The following is a 21,759-nucleotide window of genomic DNA, read 5'->3' as shown; positions in this document are numbered from 1 at the left end:
AATCGCTTACGCGGCGCCCCCTCACCCGGGCATCCGAGCAGCTCAGGTCGGCTGCACAGGATGCGCGGGATGCGCGGGATGCGCGGGATGCGCGGGTGCCACGGGCGGCGCCGGCCGATCACGGCGGGGCAGGCCGCGCGGTCGGCTGCGCGCCCACACGGCCAGGGCGGCGACCGCCGCGAAGGCGGGCATCATCAGCAGCGTGTAGACGGCGAGGAAGCCGTGGGTGCCCAGGCCGGCCGCCGCGTTCCAGCCGCTGTGCAGGGCGACCGCCGCCAGCCAGCCGGCGGGGGCGGCGAGCCGGGCCAGCCAGCGCCGGCCGGCGGTCAGCGAGACGGCCAGCCCGAGCCCGGTCAGCGCGGTGAGCAGCGGATGGGCGAACGGGGTCAGCAGCGCCCGCAGCACGAAGGTCTGCACGGTGCCGTCGTAGTCGCGCAGCGAGGGACTCAGGCCCAGGCCGATCGACTCCAGCCGCTGCTGCTGGTCGTCGGTGAACGCCCGGCCCAGGTAGAGCACGTTCTCGGTGAAGGCGAAACCGCAGGCGGTGATCCCGCTGAGCACCAGGCCGGTGGCCACCGCCCGGTGCCGCAGCCGCACCCGGGCCCGCGGGGAGGGCCCGGCCCTGAGCCCCGGTCGGCGGCGGCGCAGCGGCAGCATGGTGGCCAGCAGTATCAGGCCCTTGGCGGTCTCCTCGATCACCGGAGTGGCGAACTGCGCGCCGAGCAGCTGCCCGCGCGTACTGCCCTCGGTGGTGGTGAGCCAGTCACTGACCCAGCCGTTGGCGAACAGCGCCATGGTGGTGGCCGCGCAGGAACCCCAGGCCAGGCAGAGCGCCAGCCGCCGCCCCGGCAGCCGGGCGCTCTGGTTGAGCCAGGTGAGGACGAACAGCACGAACGGCACCGGCAGGATCGCCAGCCCGAGCCCGACCAGCAGCCCGGTGGTACCGGTCTGACGCTGCACCAGACGGACGAGCAGCACCGCGCAGCCGGCCAGCGTGACGAGCGGCACGGCGCTCGCGATGCGGCGGGCGCGGTGCGAACGGCTCATCCCCGAAAGGGTAGGGGACGATCCGGCGCCGCGTCAGCGGTTGTGCACGTTCGGTGGCGGTGGTCGGCGTCAGCGCTTGCGGAACAGCAGGTCGTGCACCACATGCCCCTTGGCCAGGCCGGCCCGCTCGAACTTGGTCAATGGGCGCCACTCGGGCCGCGGCGCGTAGCCGGGTACGGTGCCGTCCCCGCGGTCCTCCAGCCAGGACGAGCCGTCGCCCTCCGGGTGCAGGTTGACCAGCTCGGGGCGGGCCGAGAGCACGTCCGCCATCTGCTCGGCGTAGTGCTCCCAGTCGGTGGCGCAGTGCACCAGCGCGCCGGGGGCCAGCCGGGGCAGCACCAGGTCGAGGAAGCCGTGCTGGACCAGCCGGCGCTTGTGGTGCTTGGGCTTGGGCCAGGGGTCCGCGAAGTAGACCCGCAGCCCGGCCAGCGAGGCGTCCGGCAGCATGTCGCGGATCAGGATGATCGCGTCGCCGGCGGCCAGCCGGACGTTCTGCGAGCCGCTCTGCTCCAGCAGGTTGAGCAGGGCGCCGTGACCGGGGGTGTGCACGTCGGCGGCCAGGATGCCCATGCCCGGGTCGGCGGCGGCCATCGCGGCGGTGGTCTCGCCCATGCCGAAGCCGATCTCCAGGGTGACCGGCAGACCGCCGAACAGCTCGGGGAGGTCCAGCGGGGTGCCGTCGATCGCGACGCCCCAGCGCTCCCAGTGCTTGTCCAGCGCGCCGGCCTGCACCTGGGTCATCCGGCCGCGGCGCGGCTGGAAGGTGCGGATCCGGTGCTCGCGGTGCTGGGCCTCGGTGGCCTTGTGCGGGTACATCGGCGCGGGGTAGCCGGCCGGGGCCGCGGAGAGCCGCTCGGAGGGGCGCTGGCCGGGGAGCTCGGCGCCCGGGGCAAGCTGAGGGGTCTGGGGGGAGGGGGCAGTCGAAGTCACAATGCCGTCGAGTTTACGGGGGCCCGTTGGAATCGCCAGGGCCCGGATCAGCCACCGGCGGTGAGCGCGGCCAGGGCTCGCCGGGCCACCTCGGCGCCGATCGGCAGCGAGGCGGTGGCGGCGGGCGACGGGGCGTTGAGCACGTGCACGGTGCGGCGCGGGGAGCGCGGGTCGGCGGGGTCGAAGCCGGCGAACGCGAAGTCGTCCAGCAGCCGGCCGTCGGGCGTGACCGCCTGGGCCCGCACGCCCGCCGCGGCCGGCAGCAGGTCGGGGGAGTCCACCGAGGGCAGCAGCCGGCGCACCGCCCGCAGGAAGGCGGCCTTGCTGAGCGAGCGGTGCAGCTCGCCGAGCTCCTGGCGCCAGTGCCGGCGGGCCAGCTGCCAACTGCCCGGGTAGCGCAGCGTCTCGCCGAGGTCGCCGAGCCGCACCGTGCCCCAGTCGTAGCCCTCACGGGCCAGCGCGGGCACCGCGTTGGGGCCGATGTGCACCTCGCCGTGGATGCCCCGGGTCAGGTGCACACCCAGGAACGGGAAGGCCGGGTCGGGCACCGGGTAGACCAGGTTGCGGACCAGGCCGCGGCGGTACGGCACCAGTTCGTAGTACTCGCCGCGGAACGGGATGATCCGCACGCCCGGTTCGTCACCGGCCAGCCGGGCGATCCGGTCGCTCTGCAGGCCCGCGCAGTTGACCAGCACGGCGCAGCGCAGCTCGGTGCCGCCGGTGGTGCGGACCGTCACCGCGTCGGCCCGCCGCTCGATGTCCAGCACCTCGCGGCCGGTGAGCAGTTCGGCGCCGCGTTCGCCGGCCAGCCGGGCGTAGCAGCGGGCCACCTCGGCGAAGTCGCAGATGCCGGTGGACGGCACCCAGAGCGCCCGCAGCCCGGCGACCGCCGGTTCGCGCTCGCGCAGCCGGGCCGGCGGCAGCTCCAGCACCTCCAGGCCGTTGGCCCGGCCGCGTTCGGCCAGCGCGGCGAGCCGGGGCAGTTCGGCGGGCACGGTGGCCACGACCGCCTTGCCGGTCACCTCGTGCGGCAGCCCGTACTCCTGGCAGAACCGGACCATCGCCGCGGCGCCGGCCACCGCGAACCGGGCCTTGAGCGAGCCGGGCCGGTAGTAGATGCCGCTGTGGATCACGCCGCTGTTGCGCCCGGTCTGGTGCGCGGCGAGCTCCGGCTCCTTCTCCACCACCGCGACCCGCAGTTCGGGCCGCTGCGCCAGCAGGGCCCGGGCCGTCGAGAGGCCCACGATGCCGCCGCCCACCACCAGGACGTCGTAGAAGTCGTCCGCCATCGTGCGATGGTGTCACGGCGGATGGCGTCATGTCAGCCAATGTCGGTGTTTCGCACGGGTGTTCAGACGGGCGTGGCCAGCATCAGACGGGCGCGCTCGGTGAGCTCGCGCACCTGCTGCTCGCCCTGGAACTGCTCCAGCAGGCGCAGCAGCTCCCACAGGTACTCCCGGCTGCGCTGCGAGGAGATCCGGCCGGCCACCTCGACCGCCCGCTCGCCCGCGGCCACCGCCGCGTCCAGGTTGCCGGCCTCGGCCTCGGCCATCGCGGAGACCACCAGCCGCAGGCCGTGCGAGCGGACGAACCCCTCGGTCGGCTGGGCCAGCGCCTCCAGGGTGAACTGGCGGACCTTGGCGGGCATGCCGAGGTCGCGGAAGCACTCGGCGGCGTCGGCGGCCAGCCGGTCGTAGGCGTAGAAGTCGAGCCAGGCCGGGTCGGGGTCGCCGGGGCGCGAGCGCTCCAGTGCGCTCTCGGCGGCGGCGAGCGCCGTGCCGCACGCCGCCGCGTTGGCGGCCTTCGCCTGGGCCCGGGCCTCCACCAGGTGGAAGAAGCTCATGGTGCGGTTGGTGGCCACGCCGCGGTTGCGCTCCAGGGCCGCCTGGGCCAGGTCCACCGCCTCCTCGGCGAAGCCCCGGTAGCCGGCCTGCAGGCTCATCGAGGCCAGCACATAGCCGCCGAGCGGCACATCGGCCGCGGCGCGGGCCAGCCGCAGGGCCTGGATGTAGTAGCGCTGGGCGGCCTCGTGCTGGCCGGTGTCGAAGGCCATCCAGCCTGCCAGCCTGGTGAGTTCGGCGGTGGCGCCGAACAGCGCCCGCCCCACCGCGTCGCTGTAGGAGGCCAGCAGCAGGGGTGCGGCCTCCTGCCGCAGGCACTCCGGGACCATGGACGAACGCCAGTCGCCGCCACCGTACTTGGAGTCCCAGCGGCGGGCCTCCTGGGCGGCCTCGCGCAGCTTGGCGGCATCCGCCTGGCCGACGCGGAAGCCGCCGGGGCGCGGGCCGGCGAGCTCGCCGCGGGCCACCGAGCTGTCCGCCGGGCTGATCAGCCAGCGGGAGACCGGGGTGGTGTACGCGGCGGCGGAGAAGGTGCCGGCCAGCGTGTCGCTCCAGCGCCCGCCGCCCGCGCCGCGGCGCAGCTCCAGATCCACCCGCCACAGGTCGGTGGCGGAGCGGACCGCGTCGGCCACCTCGCGCGGAAAGGCCAGGCCGAGCTCCGGGGCCGGGTCGGTGCCGCCCAGGCCGATCTCCTCCAGCGGCACCGGGCGGCCCAGCTTGCCGCCGATCGCGGTGGCGATCAGATGCGGCACCGGGCCCTGCGGCACCATGCCCTTGCTCACCCAGCGGGCCACCGAGGTCTTGTCGTAGCGCAGCGTCAGACCGCGTTGCGCGCCGAGGTCGTTGACCCGGCGGGCCAGGCCGGCGTTGCTTATCTGGGCCTGGGTCAGCAGGGCGCCGAGCCGCTCGTTCGGTCCACGTGAGGTGGTGCTCATGCGCCCACCTCGCAGAGCTCGGCGGGGGCATTGGCCCACGCGCGCCCTTCGATGATGAGCTTGCTTCGCGCGCTCATGCGACGGCCCCCCTTGTTGGGTGTGCGCGGCGGCGTGTGGGTGTGCGCGCGGCGGCCCGATGCGGTGGCACCTAGCGTAGTCGGCCGCGTTCCCAGGGTTAAGAGGAGATATTCCGGATGGCGGGATCGTGCGCCCCGGGGCGCCGCGCCGGGAGCGCACCTCCTGGCGTGCGGGGGTGGCGCGGGGCTGACGCGGCTGCGGCGGCGGGAGCGGTGGTTCGCTGACGGTGCGTCGCCCCATACTGACGGTACGTCAGGGGTGTGGCCGTGCTCCGGTCGTGTGTTGACGTGCGCCCACCTGTGCCCCCTGGTTCCACGGCTGCCCCGGCAGTTCGCTTGGGGGCAGTGGGTCGGCCCGCCGTCGAGGACCCGGCGGGCCGGGGGATGCCGCTGCCTCAGTTCCCCGCGGGTGGTGGCCGAGGCTCGGGAGGGCATGCGGATGCCCTCCCGGGCTTTGCGCTACTTTCAGCCATCTCGTCATGGCCATGACGCGATTGGAGCGGTACGCGGCCGGGGCGCCGCGAATCGGACGCGCGGCGCCCGCCCCCCAACCACCGAGCTCGGACGGCCAGACACCGGGTGGAGCCCGGCAGCGCCGCCCGCGCCGCGCGGTCCGGGGCAGGGAGGGGGAGCCCCGGGCCGCGCGGCACCCCAATCACGTGTCCGAATTCGCCCGTCCGGCACCGGAATCACCCGACCTGGCCGGCCCGGCGCCCGACCACCCCGCAGTGGGACGATGTGCCATGGCCCGCACCGGGCCGGTACGACCACGGGGCCTGGGTGGAGGCACGATGCGGTGGCTTGCGGGATGGAGCGGCGGCCTGTCGCAGGCCCGGCTGCCCGCCGCCCGGCGCCCGCTCGACCAGACCGTGCAGGAGGCGCTGACCGCCCTCGCCACCGTGCGCCCGATAGCCGCCACCGCGCTGTGGACCGGCCCGGACCCGCTGTGGGCGGTCGGCGACTGGCGCCCCGAGGAGGTCCGCCAGTTCGTGCACCGGCCCGGCGACCGAACCCCGCAGCAGGTCACCGGCACGGCCGACCTCGGCGCCGACACCGAGGCCACCGCCCGGCTGCTGGTGCTCGGTCACTGCGGAGCCGGCGACCAGGAGTTGGCCGCCGGGCTGGCCGCCGCCCGCGGCGGCGCGGTGCGCCACCTCACCGGCTGGGCCGGCAGCTACATCGCCGTGCTGCGCCTGGGCACCCGCTCCACCCTGCTGGTCACCGACCTGGCCGGCCTGCAACCCGTCTTCCACACGCCCTGGTGCGGCGGCACCGCCTACGCCACCGCCGGGCTGCCGCTCGCCGACCTGGTCGGCGCCGGCGTGGACACCGGCCACCTGGCCGCCGCGCTCGCCTGCCCCGAATCCACCGAGGCGCTCGGCACCAGCAGCCCCTACACCGGCGTGCACCGGGTCCCGCCCGGCCACACCCTGGCGATCCGCGGCGGCCGCCCGCAGGTGAACGGCTACGACGACGAGGGCACCGCCGGCACCGGCCCGTCACCCGACGGCGAGGCGGCGGCGGTACGGGAGTTGACCCGCAGCCTGCTGGAGGCGGTCCGCTCCCGGGTCCGCCAGGCCCCCGGCAGCCCCGCCGCCGACCGCCCCCGGATCGGCGCCGACCTCTCCTACGGCACCGCCGCCACCGCCGTCACGCTGCTGGCCGCCGCCGTGCCGATCAGCGCCGCGCCCGCCGCCGCCCCACCGGCCCTCACCGTGCCGGCCCAGCTGCGCCGGACCGGCGCCACCAAGGGCTCCTGGGTCCGCGACGAGGCCCTGGAGGAGGAGCCGCCGGCCCCCGAACTGCTCGCCGCCGTCACCTCGCACGAGTCGGCGCGCCCGGCCCCCGAGCCGCCGCACGACACCGGGCGCCCCCGGCTGCGGCACACCGTGCTCCCCACCGACCCGAGTCAACTCCCGTACGCCGAACTGACCGACGACCCGCTGGCCGGCCCGCTCACCGACGCCCCCGGGCGGGCCCTGGTCACCGGCGGCGCCGCCGTCGCCCGGCTCACCGCGGGCGGCACCGACCACCTCACCGGGCACGGCGCCCGCCAGGTGCTGGACGGCCACCCGGCCCGGCTGGCCGACCTGCTCCGGGACGGCCGCCCCCGCGAACTGCTGCCCCCGGTCGCCGCGTTGGCCGGCGCGGACCGGGCCCTCACCGGCACCCTGAGCGGCGCCCTGCGCACCCCCGTCACGGTGCTGCGGGCCGCCCGCAAGCTGGCCCGGGCCCGCTGGGCCGAAGCCCTGGACGACGCCGCCGTCCAACTGACCGCCCGGCGCGGCCCGATGCGCCCCGGCGTGCGTCCCACCATGGGCGCCCACTCGGCCGCCGACCTCGCCTGGGTGGTGCCGGGGCCCGCCGCCCGCTGGCTCTCCGACGACGCGCTCGCCGCCGTCGCCCTGCGGCTGCGGCTCGCCGCCCGGGGGCCCGAGCCGCTGCTGGCCCCCGGCGCGCACCGGGCCAAGCTGGCGCTCCACCACCACGCGGGCAACTACCGCACCCTGGTGCAGGTCGCCGAGCGGCACGGGCAGCGGGTGCACGCGCCGTTCTTCGACAACCGGGTGCTCCGCGCCGCCCGGCTGCTCCCCGCCGACCTGCGGCTGCAACCCGGCGCCCGGCACGCCCTGCTGCGCACCGTGCTCGCCGGGGCGGGCCGCGCCGACCTGCCGCCCGACTGGGGCCGGGCGCCGCGCCCCGACCGGGCCGCCGCCGCCCGGCTCGGCCTGCGCCGGGCCGGTGACGGGCTGGCGGACCTGTTCCGGGCGCCGCTGCTCGCCGAGGCCGGGCTGATCGACCTGCCCGCGGTGCGGCGGGCGCTGGGCTCCGCCACCGACCCGTACGGCGAGGTGCCGCCGGGCGCGTTGGACGGGCTGGCCGACCTGGTGGCGGTGGAGCTGTGGCTGCGGCGCTTCGAGGCCCGCCGGGGCGGCGCCTGCTGGACCGGGCTCCCGGTGCCGCAACGGCGGGCGCTGGCGGGCGTGCGGGTGGGGTGACGGGGGTGCGGGCGGCACGGCGGTGACGGGTGCCACGGCGCTCCGGCGTTGGCGGCGCGGCGGCTTCCCGGGGCCGGGCGGCACTGGTGCTCTGGCGGGCACGGGCGCTCTGGCGGGCACGGGCGGCGTGGCGGCTTGCGGGTGCGGTGAGGGCCGACGCCCTGGCGAGCACCGGTGGCGCGGGTGCCTCCGGTTACCGCGAGCGCTGGTGCCCCGGCGTTGGCGGCGCGGCGGCTTCCCGGGGCCGGGCGGCTCGCCGATCATGACGGGTGATGCGCTGTCAGCCGAGGAGGGCGCCCCCGTGACCATCGTTGACCCGGCCTCCACCGCGACCCCGCTCACCGTCAGCACCGTGCTGCCCGTCCCGCCGCACCCGCCGGGGGTGCTGGCGGCCTGCGACGGCTCCGACGGCTCGCTCTGGGCCCTGGAGCGCGCGATGACCGAGGCGGAGCTGCACGGCCTGCCGCTCTACCTCCTCGGCGTGGTCGACCCGGCGCAGGGCAGTGGCCACCCGGTGGGCCTGGCCGAGGTGCTGCAGGACAGCGTGGAGCACCTCAGCGCGAGCATGACCGACGGGCTGCGCCGCGCCGTCCACACCGTGCAGCAGGCCCGGCAGCGCCCGTTCACCGGTCCGTGCTCGGCGCACGTCGCTTGCGGCCAGGCGATCGAGGTGCTGCTCAGCGCCGCCGCCGGCCAGCACACCCTGGTGCTGGGCGCCCGGGGCAACGGCGGGTTCAGCCGGCTGCTGCTGGGCTCGGTCAGCTCGGCGGCCGCCCATCACGCGGCCTGCCCGGTGCTGATCGTCCCGGCGCCGCCCGGGCGGTAGCCGGCGAGGCCGACCGGGCGGGCGAGTGAGGCCGCTCGTCCCGGCGCCGCCCGGTCGGTAGGGCTGTCAACCGGCCTGCTGCTCCCGGTGCTTCTGGTAGTGCCGGGCCGCCCGGGCCCGGTTGCCGCAGCCCGGGCCGCACCACTCGCGCCGCGGGTGGTCCTTGACGAAGAACTGCACGCATCCCGGGCCCTGGCAGGCGCGCAGCTCCTGCCGCTGCGGGCCGCCGAGCAGGCGCACCGCGTCCTGGGCGAGCTCCGCCAGTGCCTCGGCGGTCCGGTCCGCCCGGACCGTCTCCTCACGGACCGTCAGCGTCCCGTCCGCCTCGTGCGCCAGCACCGGCCAGCGCGGCGCGGCGGACGATGCCGCGTTCACCACTGCCAGGTCGGCCGCCGCGAACTCGCCACCGCCGGTGGCCGCGGTCAGCAGCCCGCGCACCGCGTCCCGCAGCTGGCGGAAACGGCCGGCGTCCGAGGCTATCCGGGCATCGGCGAGCCAGCCGTCCAGCTCGTCCCGCAGGGTGCCGCGCTTGGCCACCACCGTGTTGGCGAACTCGATCGCCGATGTCGTCATTGCCGCTCCTCGAATTGCGTTCCTCCGATTCTAACGTTTCAAGGCCCTTGCATCCATGAGAATGGCCTGCCAGGATCTAATGCATCGACAGCTGGCCAAGCGTTAGAAAGCTCGGGGGATCGACCCTATGACCACCACGACGCCCACCACCGCGGCCGTCTCCACACCCGGTGCCACCGGCGAACTCTGGCGCAACCGCGAGTTCCTCACCTTCTGGTTCGGCGAGACCCTCTCCCTGCTGGGCACCCAGGTCACCACCCTCGCCCTGCCGCTCACCGCCGTCATCGCCTTCCACGCCAGCCCGGCGCAGGTCGGCCTGCTGCGCTTCCTGCAGCTGGTGCCGTACCTCGGTCTCGCCCTGGTCTTCGGCGCCCTGGTGGACCGGATGCGCCGCCGCCGGGTGATGATCGCGGCCAACGCGGCCCGGATGGTGCTGATCGGCCTGATCCCGCTGCTCGCCGCCACCCACCTGCTGACCATCGGCCTGCTGCTCGGCCTGGCCTGCGCGATCGGCATCTTCTCGGTGCTGTTCGACGTCAGCTGGATGTCCTTCGTGCCCACCCTGGTGAAGGACAAGGCGCACTACGTGGAGGCCAACCAGAAGCTCGGCGTCACCTCCTCCACCACCGACGTGGCCGGCCCCGGCATCGCCGGCGCGCTGATCGGCGCCCTGACCGCGCCGATCAGCCTGGTGGTCGACTCCACCTCCTACCTGGTCTCGCTGGCCACCCTGCTGCTGATCCGCACCCCCGAGACCCCGCCGGCACCCGCCGCCGAGAAGCGGCACCTGGGCGGGGAGATCGCGGAGGGCCTGCGGTTCGTCCTCGGCCACCGGGTGCTGCGGCCGCTGGCGCTGGTCGGCCCGTTCTGCAACTTCTCGATGATCTCGGTCTGGACGCTCTTCCTGCTCTACGCCGTCCGCGACGAGGGCCTCCCGGCCGGTCTGGTCGGCCTGGTCTTCTCGGCCTCCTCGATCGGCGGCCTGGTCGGCGCCGCCCTCTCCGGCGCGCTGCTCAAGCGTTTCCGCACCGGTGCCGTGTACGCGGTCTCGATGACCCTGGTCTTCGCCGGCCCGCTGCTGATCCCGTTCGCCGCCGGCTCGCGTCCGGTGCTGCTGGCCTTCTTCGTGGCCGCCTTCTTCCTCAGCTACCTGGGCCTGGGCGTCGCCAACGTGGTGATGGTCAGCCTGCGCCAGGCGAGCACCCCGCAGGCGCTGATGGGCCGGATGAACGCCGCCTTCCGCACCCTGCTGTTCGGCGGCGGCTCGCTGGGAGGCCTGATCGGCGGCTACCTGGCCGGCGGTCTCGGCACCCACACCGCGCTGACCGGGATCGCGATCGGCTCCGCGCTGATGGTGCTGGCGGTGGCGGCCTCCCCGGTGAGCCGGCTGAAGGCGATGCCGGCGGCCCAGTGACGGTCAGACGGCCTGTCGGCGGACGAGCCAGAAGCACAGCCCGCTGATGAGCAGGGCCAGGGCCAGCAGTACCCCGCTCTCGGCCCACTGCAGCGGCCAGAAGTGGCTCGCCGCGTGGAAGGTGGTCTCCTGCTGGTAGCCCAGCTTGCCCAGCACGCCACCGCACACCTGCGGATCGCCGCCGGACTGCATGCAGTTGGTGAACGCCGGAGGCACCGAGACCGGGTGGCCGGCGGCATCCAGGGTTCGTGAGGCGATGACCCAGGCGCCGTGCTGGTTGAAGTCCACGGACAGGGCGCCGTTGCGCAGCCCCATGAAGTTGTCGGCGGTGATCGGCGTGCTGACCCGGCTGGGCGCGACCAGCATCGGCCGGACGAGCACCGAGATCACGCCCTCGGCCACCGCGAAGGCGGCCAGCGTGGTCGCCATCGCGGGCACCGTCCGGCGCAGCACGATCCCCACAGCGACCCCGAGCGCGAAGGCGAAGGCCGCCCAGCCCACCGGAACCACCCCACGTGAGTCGAACATGGTGGGGGAGAGCCGCGCGGAGTAACCCGCCGCGCCATGACCATGGACGATCGCTTGCTCGATCGGGGCGTACCACCAGGACGCGGCGAGCGTGAGCAGCCCGGTGGCGGCCACCGCGGCCAGTCCGACCAGTCCGAGCTTCACGGCCAGCCAGCGGGTCCGGGTGGCGGACTGGTTCCACACCAGCCGGTGCGTGCCGGTCTCCAGCTCACGGGCGACCAGGGGCGCGCCCCAGAAGACGCCGATGATGACCGGCACGGCACGGCACAGCAGGGCTCCCAGCAGGTACACCGAGAAGTCGTCGCCGCCCAGCAACTGGACGAAGTTGTCCCCTGCGGTGTGCTGCAGGTGCACCAGGTGCGGGCCAGTGGCGAGCATGACGGCTGAGAACAGGGCGAGGGCGCCGAAGACCCAGGCGGCCTGCACGCGGAACTGACGCCAGGTCAGCCAGATCATCGGACGTTCTCCAGGAGGGTGGGGTTGCTCATGTAGGCGAGTACCAGGTCTTCGAGGGTGCTGTGCTGTCGATGGGCGCTGAGCAACTCGTCGATCTCTCCGGCCACCTGCACCCGGGAACCGACCAGCACGATCAGGTGGTCGCAGCACCGCTCCAGATCGGAGACCAGGTGCGAGGAGAGCAGCACGCTCAACTCCAGCTCGGCGACGGCCTCCACGAGGTCATCCAGGAACCTGCTGCGGGCCAGGGGGTCGAGGGCGGCCACCGGTTCGTCCAGGATCAGCAGCTCGGGGCACTTGGCGATGCCCAACGTCAGTGCCAGCTGGGCCCGTTGCCCGCCCGATAGGCGGCCGGCCCGCTGGGCCGGGTCCAGACCGAGCCGCCGGATCCGGTCTTGGGCCAGGCGATCGTCCCAGCCCGGGTTGAGGCGGGCGCCGAGCCGGAGGTGGTCCTCGATGCTGAGCCCGGCGTAGACCGGGGTGTCCTGGGCGACGAAGCCGACCTTGCCCAGCTGCGCCGCGCCGCTCGCCGGGCGGCCACCGCACACCTCGATCGTGCCCTCGCTCGGGGTCAGCATGCCGGCGGCGAGGTTCAGCAGCGTCGACTTCCCGGCGCCGTTGGGGCCGACCAGCCCGACCACGCGGCCGGCCGGGACCTCCAGGGTGCAGTCCGACAGGGCCCAGCGCTGCTTGTACCTCTTGCCCAGCCCCTGGGCTCGCAAGACGGCGGTCACGTTCTCTCCTTCCGTGGCGGGTTGAGGCCCCAACGGTGTCGCGGAGCGGCCCGGCACCGCGTCTGGCCTGTGGCGGACGCCGGTAGCCCGCCGGGCGTACGCCTCCAGGGGGACGCCGGGAGGGTGGGGTGGCTGGCTACCATCGCCGGGTGGATCAAGCGATGCCGCGGCCCCCGTGGCTGAGACGACTGCCGTCGGGTGTCTGGTCGGCGTTGACCTGGTGTGCCGCCGGGCTGTTCGCGCTGCTGCTGTTCGTCACCACGACCTACCGGGCCGGACCGCTCGGCCTGCGGCCGCACCCGCCGGTCACCCTGGACATCGCGGTCCGGGCGGGGGTGGCCGTCGTGCTGGCGGTGGCGATCGGCTGGGCCCGCCGGTGGCCGCTGCCGGTCTTCGGAGCGCTGCTGGCCGAGTCGTGCGCGGTCGCGACCCTGGGGATGCGGACCTGGCCGTTCTTCCTGGTCCTGGCCACCCTGGTCGGCTACCTCGCGGCCACCCGGCCGCGCCGCACGGCCCTCGCGGCCGCCGGTGCCGAACTGGCCGTGTGGGTCGGCCAATGGGCGGCATTGAACCAGGGCCAGGAGACGGTCAGCGACCTGCTCAGCATGCTGTCGGCACTGGCTGCGGCGATCGCCATCGCCTGGCTGATCGGCAACTCGATCCGCCAGCAACGGGATTACGGCGAGGCCCTGCGCTCCCACGCACTGACCGCAGAACGGCTCCGGATCGCCCGGGAGTTGCACGACATGGTGGCGCACAGCATGGGCGTCATCGCGTTCCAGGCGGGTGCGGCCGGCCTGGTGCTGGACACCCAGCCGGCCAATGCGCGCAAGGCACTCGGCGCCATCGAGACCACCAGCCGCGAGACCCTGGCCGGACTGCGGCGCATGCTGGTCTCGCTGCGCCGGGCCGACGAGGACCTCTCCGGAGCCGCCGTCGCCGTGGGCCTGGAGGCGCTCGACCGGTTGGCCGAAACCACCTCGGACGCCGGGGTGCGGGTCCAGGTCCACCGCGAGGGGCGGGCACGCCCGTTGCCCCCCGAGATCGATGTGGCCGCCTTCCGGATCATCCAGGAGTCGGTCACCAACACCGTGCGCCACTCGGGTGCCCGGCGCTGCCAGGTCTGTGTGACGTACGGGGACGAGGAGTTGGCCATCGAGATCACCGACGACGGGCAGGGCGCGGGGCGGTCATCCGCCGGCTCGGGCTTCGGAATCCCCGGGATGCGTGAGCGAGTCGCCCTGCTGGGCGGCCGGTTCAGCGCGGGCAGCAGGCCCGAGGGCGGCTTCCGGGTCACGGCGGAGCTGCCGGTATGACCGCCACCCGGGTGCTGCTGGCCGATGACCAGGAACTGGTGCGCACCGCACTGAGCATGGTGATCGCCGATCTCCCCGACCTCGACGTCGTGGGCGAGGCCGGCAGCGGAGACGAAGCCGTCCAGCTGGCTCTTCAACTCCAGCCCGACGTGGTGGTGATGGACATCCGGATGCCAGGAATGGACGGCATCGAAGCCACCCGTGCGATCACCGCGACCGCCCCGACGCCGCGTGTCCTGATGCTCACCACCTTCGACGAGGACGACAACGTCTATGCCTCGCTGCGCGCCGGCGCCAGCGGCTTCCTGGTCAAGGACATGGCGCTGCTGGACATCATCGCCGCCATCCGCGTCGTCGCCGCCGGTGACGCCCTGATCGCCCCGTCCGTCACCCGCCGCCTCATCGCCGACTTCGCCACCCGCCCCGCCGCGCCCAGCAAGCCTCGCCGGCACCTCGACGGCATCACCGACCGCGAACGCGAAGTCCTCACCCTGGTCGGCCGTGGCCACTCCAACGGCGAGATCGCCGAGCAGCTCTACATCGGCCCCGCCACCGCGAAGACCCACGTGGCCCGCCTGCTGACCAAGCTGAACGCACGGGACCGAGTGCACCTGGTCATCGCGGCCTACGAGGCGGGACTGGTGTCGGCGGACGGGTGAACATGAGGATTGATCGCCCTGTGCGGAGCCGCGGGTGCGGCCGCAGCGCACGATGACAACGGTGGCGGCGACCAGATCTTCCAGCGCCACCGCGTCATGTGCACCGGCACCATCCTCGTCCAACTCCGGGCGCTGCACCCGATTGAGCTGCTACAGCTCGCGCAAGCGTTGCTCACTGCTCCCGAGTGATCGTGGACCCCCGGAAGTCGGCCTGTCCGACTTCCGGGCACGCGTCGGACGCTGCCGATACCGCCGCGCTACCCGGCCGATACCGACCGCCCCCAGCATGGTCGACCAATCGGTCGGTCGGCGTCTCAACAGCCGTCCACCGTCGCACGGTTCACTCGTTCAACGAAGAGGAGTGGCACCATGAACAAGCGGATCAAGCAGATCACCGCTCGCGTCGGCGTCATCGCAGCGCTGACCGCCGGTGCGGCTGTCGCGGTTCCCACGGCGGCCAACGCGGCCTCGTACGACGGCGCTTGCGGTTCGGGCTACGTCGGCATCAGGCACATGGACATGACGGGTGGCACGGTCTGGCTGGCCTACAGCAGCGCCACTGGCGAGAACTGCGTGGTCACGGTGCGCAATTCGCCTGGCGCAGCCGAGCCCATGACCGCCTCGATCCGGATTTCGGGCGGCAGCTGGCTGGAGGACTCGGGCAACTACACGACGTACGCGGGCCCCAAGTACGTCTACGCGCCCGGCCAGTGCGTCGATTACACCGGCTCGATCAACGGCTACAGCAACGGTGAATTCGGCGTGGCCTGCCGCTGACCCGCGCAGCCGGCCCTGCCCGCCCCTTCTCGACTCTCGACCGGAAGGGGCGGGCAGACCCCTACGTAGTGGCCGCCTACAGTGGCCGCCATGCAGATCGAGCTGAACCCGCCCCACGGCATCACCGGCTTTCCCCTCGGCATGCCCGCCGACGCGCTCAAGGAGGCGGCCGCCGCCCTCGGCCGGATCAAGGTCACCGACGAGGGCAAGAGCAGCCAGTTCAGCTACATGAAACTGCTGGCGCTGCACCCGCAGTTCGAGATCGTCTTCCATCTGGAGGACGGCAAGTCCCTCACCGCGGCCGAGGTGTGGAGCCCCCGGCCCGGTCCCGAGGACATCACCGTCACCTTCCGGGGCACCGACGTCTTCCGCACTCCGGCGCTCCAACTCCTCGCCCAGCTGGAGCGGATGGGTGAGCCCATCGTCCGGGGCAGTGGCCTCTACCCCCTGGCGCCCGGCCTGCCGCTGGGCTTCACCCGGGTCGCCGGTCACGAGGTGCCGCTGGACACGGACAGCGAGCCGCGCTACTTCCAGGCGGTGCTGGTCGGCCCCGCCGGCTACTACGACTCGCTCTGAGGTCGGCCTCGGACGGTTCAGCGCCAGCTCCGCCGCCCCTACTCGGCCGCGTAGGCCGCCCACCGCCCGAGGGTGAACTCGCCACCCGCTCGCCGGACCTCCACGGCCCCGGTGCCGCCGAAGTGCGCGGGGATGACCAACTCCCGCAGATCGGCGGCCCGTTCGAGGACTCGGCGGCGGCTGGTCGCGGCGCCCGCCGGATCCAGGCACAGGCAGCTGCTGCAGGAGGGGGCGAGGATCTGCACCGGGCTGTGCAGCAGATCGCCGACGAACACAGCCCGGTCGCCCCCGGATTCGAGCCGCAGGACGGACGAGCCGGGCGTGTGGCCGGGCGCCGACTCCAGGCTGAGGTGTTCGTCGATGCGGTGGCTGCCGTCCCACAGCACCGACTGTCCGGCGCGGTGGACGGGGGCGATGCTGTCCTGGTAGATCAGGCGGTCGTCGACCCGCCGGCCGTTCCCGTACGCGTTGTCCGGGCCGTAGTGGAAGTCGTCGGCGGCCGGCATCAGGTACTCGGCGTTGGGGAACGTCGGCACCCACTCGCCCGCCGCGTCCATGGTGTTCCAGCCGACGTGATCGACGTGGAGATGGGTGTTGACGACGACGTCCACCTCCTCCGGGCGGACGCCGGCCTGGGCCAGCCGCCCGAGGAAGTCGCCCTGCCAGTGGTGGAACGTCGGCGAGCTGGGGCGCTCGCGCCCGTTGCCCACCCCGGTGTCGACCACGACGGTCCGCCCGCCACTGCGCAGCACCCACGTCTGCAACGCCACGATCGCCTGGTCGCCATCCGGCACCCAGTGGTCCGGCGCGAGCCAACCCTCGTTGTCCTGCCATCGCTCCGCCGGGAAGCCCGGGACCAGCGCACGGGCGCTCATGTAGGGCCCCTGCCACTCGACGACGCGAATGACCTCGACATCGCCCAGCATCATGCTCTGCACGCTCTCACTGTTCATGCAATCGACCCTAGGGAGAGCACCTGATGCTCTCAATGCTCTGGCAGCTCATCAAGATGCGCGTCCCTCTCACTCCTGAGCTCACGGGTACGCTGAGCCGATGGACGTGGTGAGCGATGCGATAGCGGCCGTGCGCGTCGGGCGGCCCTCCTCCAACCGGGTGCGGATCGGGGGGAGTTGGTGCACCCGGCTGGCCCCGTACGAGGGCGCGGGGTTCCACGTGGTGCTGAGCGGCGGTTGCCGGTTGCTGACCGATGGCGGCACTCCGCTCCCGCTCAACGCCGGTGACGCGGTGCTGCTGCCGCACGGCGCGGGTCATCTGCTCGCGGATGCCGACGCGGACGAAGGTGCGATCGAGCGGGCGGTGCCGTTCGAGCGCTGGCTCGACGGGAGCACCTCGCGTCCGCCCCTGGCGGGCTCCGGCGAGGTGGAGCTGCTCTGCGGCAAGTACCGGCTCGACCGCAGCCAGGTGCATCCGCTGCTGGCGGAGCTGCCGCAGGTCGTCCACCTCCCCAGCCGGGTCGGCAGCCATCAGGAACTCCGGTACGCCATCGACCTGTTGGGGCGGGAGCTGGGCGAGCAGCAGCCGGGAGCCTGCATCGCCGTGCCCAGCCTGCTCGACCTCCTCCTCGTCTACATGATCCGCTCCTGGATGGCCGAGAGCACGACCGGAGCCTGGCCGGGCGTCCTGGGCGACCCGGTGGCGGCCGCTGCCCTGAGGGCGCTGCACTCGGACCCGGCCGCGCCGTGGACCAATGACCGCCTGGCCGCCGAGGTGGGTGTCTCCCGCCCCACCCTCGCCCGGCGGTTCACCGCCCTGGTCGGCCGCCCTCCGATGGGCTACCTCACCTGGTGGCGCCTCACCTTCGCCGCCACCCTCCTCCGCGATACCCAGGACCCCCTCGCCACCATTGCCCGCCGAGTCGGCTACGGCACTCCGTACGCCCTCTCCCACGCCTTCAACCGCGAGTTCGGCACCACTCCGGGCCGCTACCGAGCAACGGTGGCCCGATAGTTCCGAGAACGCCACTACTGTGCCGATGTGACCACCAAGAATGCCGATCCCTGGGACAGCCCAGCCGTGCGTGCACGCATCGCCGTCATGTCCCAACAAGACCCGGAACGTCAACGCTTCGGCGCCGATTGCCACGATTACCGCCTTCGCCCTCCCCTGGAAGAGGGGGTGATACGAGCGTTCGAACAACGGCTCGGTATTGCGCTCCCCGATTCATTCCGGAGCTTCGTCCGCCATGTCGCCGATGGGGGAGCGGGCCCGGATTACGGGGTGGTGGGGCTCACGGAGGAGATCGACGACGAGGAAGCGCTGTACGGCCTGTATCAGGAATGCCTGCAACCCGGCTTTCTGGCCGCACCGTTCACGTATTCCGAGAAGACGGCGCGGCCGTATTCACTGCACGGGACCTTGGTGATCGGGGAGATCGGGTGCGGGATGTTCTCGCGGTTGGTGGTGACGGGCCCCTGCGCGGGGCAGGTGTGGCTGGACGATCCCGACTGGGGCGGCTTTGCGCCGGGGCCCGACTTCCGCGAGTGGTACTCCACATGGCTGGCTTCGGATCCCCCGCGAAGGGGAGGCGGTCCGTCCTGACGGGGGAGGTGGCGGGGCGCCGGGGATTGCCATGGTGGAGGTCCAACAAGCCGTCAGCAAGCGAGGTTTGAACATGCGCACATACCTGCTCGGCGCAGCAGTGGCAGCCGCCCTGGCCGTCGGTGTCCCGGGATCCGCCTCGGCTGCACCCGCACCCGCACCCGCATCCGAGGCGGCAGCGCAGCACCTGCATGGCTTCGCCCAACTCGCCCTCGGCAGCCCGGCGCTCAGCCCGGACTACCAGATCACACTGCGGATGGACGCCAACGGCCATGGCGGCGACGCTCACGGTCACGCCACCATGCAGCACGTGTTCTACGACCACGGCGCCTGGATCGGGACGGTACGGGTCGAGGTCAGCGTCGACTGCCTCACCGAGACCGATGCCGGAGCCGGGACCGACGCGGGCGCGACCACCGTGGTCACCGGCACGGCCGCCAGGATCAGCTACACCACCCCGCCGGGTGTGCCGCCGCTGCAGCAGCCGCCGCGCGACTGGCACCCCGAGGCCGCCTTCAGCTTCTACCGGGACGGTGACGGCCACCTCCGGGTCGGCTGGTCGGGCAAGCCCGTGTCGCCGACGGCTAGCCCGGTCGCGACCCGGTGCCAGGCGCCGCACACCGGGCCGGACCTCTATCTGGCGCAGGGCGGCTTCCAGTTGACGGGCGCCTGAGCAGCCGAAATGTGATTGGCCGCCACCGGCCTCCCTACTACCGTGCGGATCATGGATTTCGTGATCACCACCCTCGCCGAGCGCCCCGAACTCGCGCACGCGGACTTCCCGGACATCTGGCCCGCGTTCTCCTTGGCCGACCCCGTGGGCCGGGCGTTCTTCGCCGAACTGGACTCGGCGTTCCCGGAGTTCACCGTGGTGGCGACAGAGGCGGACGGTTCCGTGGTGGCCCGCGGGCACAGTGTGCCGTTCGCGCTGCGGGTGGAGGGGCGCGGGGAGTTGCCGCCCGGCGGGTGGGACGAGGTGCTGCTGTGGGCGTTCAAGGACCGGCGGACCGGCGCGGTCCCGGACACCGTGAGCGCGATCGACATCACCGTCCGGGAGGACCGGCTGGGGCACGGGCTGTCGGCGCTGATGCTGGACGCGATGCGCCACAACGCGCGGGACCGGGGGTTCGCGGAGCTGGTGGCCCCGGTCCGGCCGACCGGCAAGCACCTGGAGCCCGAGACCCCGATGGCGGAGTACATGCGCCGTACCCGGGAGGACGGTCTGCCGGTGGATGCCTGGTTGCGCACCCACGTGCGGGCCGGCGGCGTGATCGAGGCGGTGGCGCCGTGCTCGATGACGGTGTCCGGGACGCTGGCGCAGTGGCGCGACTGGACGGGGCTGCCGTTCGACACCGCCGGGCCGGTCCTGGTGCCGAAGGCGCTGGTGCCGGTGGAGTGCCTGCCGGAGCGGGACTGCGCGAGCTATGTGGAGCCGAACGTCTGGGTGCGGCACGGGCTGGCCTGACGGGACCAGCTGACGGTGGACGAGGCCCACAAGTGGTCCGTCCAGGTGATGGTGGAGCTCAGCCGTGGCGTGCGCCGGTTGGAGAGGGACGGGCTGGTGGCGTGCACCGTGCACCCGACCGTGCCGCCCCAGGTCGAGTACGAGCTGACCGGCCTGGGCTGGAGCCTGGCCCGGCTGGTCCGCACCGGGGCCGCGGAATAGCAGGTCGGACATAGTGGTTGAACTTTCACGTTCATCACATAAAGCCACCCACTGACAGGAGCCACCTCCGCCATGAAGGTCGAGATCTACTCGGACATCGCCTGCCCCTGGTGCTACATCGGCAAGCGCCGCTTCGACCGGGCGCTGGCCCAGTTCGGCGGAGACGTCGAGGTGGTGTACCGCCCGTACCAGCTGGTGCCGGACGCCCCGGCGACCGCCAGCCCGCACCGCGCCTGGCTGGCCGAGCGCTACGGCCCGCAGTCCCGCGCAATGGACGACCGGGTGACTGAGCTGGGCAAGACCGAGGGCATCGACTACGACTTCGACGCCGCGCTGCACGCCAACACCTTCCTCGGCCACCGGCTGCTGCACCTGGCCGAGACCGAGTACGGCGCCAAGGTGCAGGGCGAGCTGAAGGAGGCGCTGCTCAAGGCGCACTTCTCGGACGGGGTGGACGTCGGCGACCGGGCCGCGCTCACCGAGGTGGCGGTGGCCGCGGGCCTGGACCGGGCGCGGGTGGCCGAGTACCTGGCCGGCGAGGAGGGCGCGGCCGAGGTGCGGGCTCAGCTGGCCGAGGGGCAGCAGCTGGGGATCAGCGCCGTGCCGACCTTCGTCTTCGAGGGCCAGTGGGCGGTGCAGGGCGGCCAGGAGACGGAGACCTTCCTCAAGGTGCTCCAGCAGGTCGCCAGCGAGACGGGCACCGCCGAGACGGGCACCGCCGAGACGGGCGACGGCGAGGCCTGCGCCGACGGGGCCTGCGCGATCTGAGCAGGGCCCCACCGGGTGGACGTCAGCATCGGGCGGACGTCAGCAGGTGAAGCGCGCGTCCGCCCAGTCCGCCAGGTTGGCCGCCGACCAGATCCCGTTGTCGTGCGGGCTCACCACCAACTGGATCCGGTGCAGGCCGGCCAGCGGCACGTGCACCGGCACGGCCGCCTGCCCGGCCCGCAGCGCGGGCGAGGTCCACAGCGGCCTGCCGTCGCCGTCCCGGACGCTGAACCGGAACTTCCGCGGTGACAACGTCAGGTTGTCGAGGCCGACGACGGCGTCATAGGCCGAGCAGGCCCGGTTGAGGTCGATGGTCACGGTGTCCGGGGCGTGCACCGAGAGGCCGCGGTTGTAGGGCGTGTCGCCGATGATCAGGAAGCGGTGCTGCCACAGCCAACCGCTCTCGTCGCGGACGATGCTCGGGCCGGGCGGCGGCTGCCGCTGGTCCTGCGTGGAGAACGGCAGGGTGTCCACCCAGAAGCTGGCCGGCGGGGGCGGGGGCGGCGGTACCACGGGGCTCGGGCTGGGCGTCGGGACCGGCGGCGGCGTCGGCACCGGGGTGGGCGGCAGCGGCGGCGTCGGCACGCTGGGCCCGGGCGGCGTCGGGACGGTGACCGCCGGGATGCTGGGGGCCGGCAGCGGCAGGGCCCTGGTCGGCGTGGGCGCGGCGGTGGTCGGCGCGGGCGCCGGGGGCTGGGCGTGCGTGGGTGACGGCTGCGCTGACGCGGGCGCCGGTGAGGGCGCGGGTGTCGTCGGTTTGGGGGCCGGCGGCGCGGGAGCGCTCGGCGGCGGGCTCGACGGGGCCGTGGCGGGCGGCGCGGGCGCGGCGGCGGCCGGCTTGGGCGCGGGGGAGCCGGACAGCGCGAAGGCGACGGCCGCCGCGGCGGCGACCACGACGGCGGCCACGATGCCGGCTTTGCCCGCGGTGCCGAGCCCCTCACCGGCCGCGCCCGCCGCACCCGCACCGCCGGCGCCTGACCCACCACCGGCCGCGCCCGCCGCACCCGCACCGCCGGCGCCTGACCCACCACCGGCCGCGCCCGCCGCACCCGCACCGCCGGCGCCTGACCCACCACCG

At 73.8% G+C, this 21,759-nt stretch carries 21 protein-coding genes and 1 pseudogene; 13 read left to right on the top strand and 9 right to left on the bottom strand.

Annotated elements, in window-relative coordinates:
* Positions 1–42: 42 nt before the first annotated feature.
* The 4 genes from P3T35_RS34600 to P3T35_RS34585 form a co-directional block, all read right to left on the bottom strand.
* Entirely contained in the window at positions 43–1,047 is a 1,005-nt protein-coding gene (locus tag P3T35_RS34600; protein ID WP_101380397.1) for a PrsW family intramembrane metalloprotease, read from the bottom strand.
* Between the two features lie 69 nt (positions 1,048–1,116).
* Positions 1,117–1,977 (bottom strand): tRNA (guanosine(46)-N7)-methyltransferase TrmB, encoded by an 861-nt coding sequence (gene trmB, locus P3T35_RS34595; protein ID WP_280709091.1) that lies wholly within the window; start codon positions 1,975–1,977, stop codon positions 1,117–1,119.
* 47 nt (positions 1,978–2,024) lie between these two features.
* The gene (gene lhgO, locus P3T35_RS34590) at positions 2,025–3,266 is read right to left on the bottom strand and encodes an L-2-hydroxyglutarate oxidase (RefSeq protein ID WP_101380396.1); all 1,242 of its coding nucleotides are present in this window, start codon (positions 3,264–3,266) and stop codon (positions 2,025–2,027) included.
* Between the two features lie 62 nt (positions 3,267–3,328).
* Positions 3,329–4,753 carry an MFS transporter gene (locus P3T35_RS34585; RefSeq protein ID WP_101380395.1) on the bottom strand — a complete coding sequence of 475 codons (1,425 nt, stop codon included), beginning with the start codon at positions 4,751–4,753 and terminating at the stop codon, positions 3,329–3,331.
* An 868-nt stretch (positions 4,754–5,621) separates the two neighbouring features.
* Here P3T35_RS34585 and P3T35_RS34580 point away from each other — a divergent pair.
* Positions 5,622–7,829, top strand: coding sequence for an asparagine synthase-related protein (locus P3T35_RS34580; RefSeq protein ID WP_101380394.1), 2,208 nt, complete (start codon positions 5,622–5,624; stop codon positions 7,827–7,829).
* Between the two features lie 301 nt (positions 7,830–8,130).
* The gene (locus tag P3T35_RS34575; RefSeq protein WP_180356448.1) at positions 8,131–8,655 is read left to right on the top strand and encodes a universal stress protein; all 525 of its coding nucleotides are present in this window, start codon (positions 8,131–8,133) and stop codon (positions 8,653–8,655) included.
* A gap of 66 nt (positions 8,656–8,721) precedes the next feature.
* On the opposite strand, the gene P3T35_RS34570 is transcribed toward P3T35_RS34575, so the two are convergent.
* On the bottom strand, positions 8,722–9,228 hold the full coding sequence (locus tag P3T35_RS34570) for an ABATE domain-containing protein (protein WP_101380393.1): 507 nt from the start codon (positions 9,226–9,228) through the stop codon (positions 8,722–8,724).
* Positions 9,229–9,355: 127 nt separating this feature from the next.
* Between P3T35_RS34570 and P3T35_RS34565 the strand changes: the two genes are divergently transcribed.
* A complete protein-coding gene (locus P3T35_RS34565; protein WP_101380392.1) occupies positions 9,356–10,642 on the top strand; it encodes an MFS transporter in 1,287 nt (428 codons plus the stop codon).
* A gap of 3 nt (positions 10,643–10,645) precedes the next feature.
* Here the strand turns inward: P3T35_RS34565 and P3T35_RS34560 are convergent, their stop codons facing one another.
* Both P3T35_RS34560 and P3T35_RS34555 read right to left on the bottom strand, forming a co-directional pair.
* Entirely contained in the window at positions 10,646–11,626 is a 981-nt protein-coding gene (locus tag P3T35_RS34560) for a transporter (protein WP_101380391.1), read from the bottom strand.
* Complete coding sequence (locus P3T35_RS34555; protein WP_101380390.1) at positions 11,623–12,360, bottom strand: ABC transporter ATP-binding protein; 738 nt, start codon at positions 12,358–12,360, stop codon at positions 11,623–11,625. Before P3T35_RS34555 ends, P3T35_RS34560 begins: the two co-directional genes overlap by 4 nt.
* Positions 12,361–12,521: 161 nt before the next feature.
* Here P3T35_RS34555 and P3T35_RS34550 point away from each other — a divergent pair, with 161 nt between their 5' ends.
* The 4 genes from P3T35_RS34550 (at position 12,522) to P3T35_RS34535 (ending at position 15,688) form a co-directional block, all read left to right on the top strand.
* The gene (locus P3T35_RS34550; protein WP_101380389.1) at positions 12,522–13,676 is read left to right on the top strand and encodes a sensor histidine kinase; all 1,155 of its coding nucleotides are present in this window, start codon (positions 12,522–12,524) and stop codon (positions 13,674–13,676) included.
* Positions 13,673–14,335, top strand: coding sequence for a response regulator transcription factor (locus P3T35_RS34545; protein WP_101380388.1), 663 nt, complete (start codon positions 13,673–13,675; stop codon positions 14,333–14,335). Before P3T35_RS34550 ends, P3T35_RS34545 begins: the two co-directional genes overlap by 4 nt.
* 369 nt (positions 14,336–14,704) lie before the next feature.
* Positions 14,705–15,112 (top strand): spore-associated protein A, encoded by a 408-nt coding sequence (locus P3T35_RS34540; RefSeq protein ID WP_101380386.1) that lies wholly within the window; start codon positions 14,705–14,707, stop codon positions 15,110–15,112.
* A gap of 90 nt (positions 15,113–15,202) precedes the next feature.
* Positions 15,203–15,688, top strand: a complete 486-nt coding sequence (locus P3T35_RS34535; protein WP_101385016.1) for a hypothetical protein — start codon at positions 15,203–15,205, stop codon at positions 15,686–15,688.
* A gap of 38 nt (positions 15,689–15,726) precedes the next feature.
* On the opposite strand, the gene P3T35_RS34530 is transcribed toward P3T35_RS34535, so the two are convergent.
* Positions 15,727–16,641: an MBL fold metallo-hydrolase gene (locus tag P3T35_RS34530; protein ID WP_101380385.1), complete on the bottom strand. Its 915-nt coding sequence runs from the start codon at positions 16,639–16,641 to the stop codon at positions 15,727–15,729.
* A 100-nt stretch (positions 16,642–16,741) separates the two neighbouring features.
* Here P3T35_RS34530 and P3T35_RS34525 point away from each other — a divergent pair, with 100 nt between their 5' ends.
* The 6 genes and pseudogenes from P3T35_RS34525 to P3T35_RS34500 all read left to right on the top strand — a co-directional run bounded on the left by P3T35_RS34525 (position 16,742) and on the right by P3T35_RS34500 (position 20,681).
* Complete coding sequence (locus tag P3T35_RS34525) at positions 16,742–17,656, top strand: AraC family transcriptional regulator (RefSeq protein WP_101380384.1); 915 nt, start codon at positions 16,742–16,744, stop codon at positions 17,654–17,656.
* A 27-nt stretch (positions 17,657–17,683) separates the two neighbouring features.
* Positions 17,684–18,247, top strand: a complete 564-nt coding sequence (locus P3T35_RS34520) for an SMI1/KNR4 family protein (RefSeq protein ID WP_101380383.1) — start codon at positions 17,684–17,686, stop codon at positions 18,245–18,247.
* A 73-nt stretch (positions 18,248–18,320) separates the two neighbouring features.
* The gene (locus tag P3T35_RS34515; RefSeq protein WP_101380382.1) at positions 18,321–18,920 is read left to right on the top strand and encodes a hypothetical protein; all 600 of its coding nucleotides are present in this window, start codon (positions 18,321–18,323) and stop codon (positions 18,918–18,920) included.
* Between the two features lie 51 nt (positions 18,921–18,971).
* Positions 18,972–19,712, top strand: coding sequence for an N-acetyltransferase (locus tag P3T35_RS34510; RefSeq protein WP_101385015.1), 741 nt, complete (start codon positions 18,972–18,974; stop codon positions 19,710–19,712).
* Positions 19,713–19,781: 69 nt separating this feature from the next.
* Positions 19,782–19,913 (top strand): annotated as a pseudogene (locus tag P3T35_RS34505) (winged helix-turn-helix transcriptional regulator); the annotation flags it as partial.
* A 51-nt stretch (positions 19,914–19,964) separates the two neighbouring features.
* Positions 19,965–20,681, top strand: coding sequence for a DsbA family oxidoreductase (locus P3T35_RS34500; protein WP_280709111.1), 717 nt, complete (start codon positions 19,965–19,967; stop codon positions 20,679–20,681).
* Positions 20,682–20,720: 39 nt separating this feature from the next.
* On the opposite strand, the gene P3T35_RS34495 is transcribed toward P3T35_RS34500, so the two are convergent.
* A partial coding sequence (locus P3T35_RS34495; RefSeq protein WP_280709082.1) for an NPCBM/NEW2 domain-containing protein occupies positions 20,721–21,759 on the bottom strand: 1,039 nt, incomplete at its 5' end.

It is taken from the genome of Kitasatospora sp. GP30 (genome assembly GCF_029892145.1).
In the GTDB taxonomy this organism is placed as follows: Bacteria; Actinomycetota; Actinomycetes; order Streptomycetales; family Streptomycetaceae; genus Kitasatospora; species Kitasatospora acidiphila.
This window is presented reverse-complemented; position numbering and strand designations above follow the sequence as displayed.